Below are 346 nucleotides of genomic sequence, written 5' to 3'. Positions count from 1 at the left end.
TGGCCGTAGACCAGCGCGGCCTTGGAGCCCTGGCCGCCGCCCTTCTTGTTGACGCCCGATTCGATGAACTCGTGATAAAGGTCGTTACCTTCGCGGGTGCGCTCGCCGACACCGGCGAACACCGAGAAGCCGCCGTGAGCCTTGGCGACGTTGTTGATCAACTCCTGGATCAGCACGGTCTTGCCGACACCGGCGCCGCCGAACAGGCCGATCTTGCCGCCGCGGGCGTAAGGCGCGAGCAGGTCGAGAACCTTGATGCCGGTGACCAGGATCTGCGCTTCCGTCGACTGATCGACATAGGCCGGAGCCGGCTGGTGGATGGCGCGCAGCTCGACGCCGTCGACAG

1 pseudogene is annotated in these 346 nt (G+C 65.9%); it reads right to left on the bottom strand.

The window, feature by feature from the left end:
* Positions 1-346, bottom strand: a pseudogene (locus tag EN808_RS35425) (F0F1 ATP synthase subunit beta); the annotation flags it as partial.

The organism is Mesorhizobium sp. M8A.F.Ca.ET.165.01.1.1 (assembly GCF_004792065.1).
Lineage (GTDB): Bacteria > Pseudomonadota > Alphaproteobacteria > Rhizobiales > Rhizobiaceae > Mesorhizobium.
The sequence above is the reverse complement of the archived record's forward strand: the minus strand, read 5'-3'. Positions and strand labels throughout refer to the sequence as shown.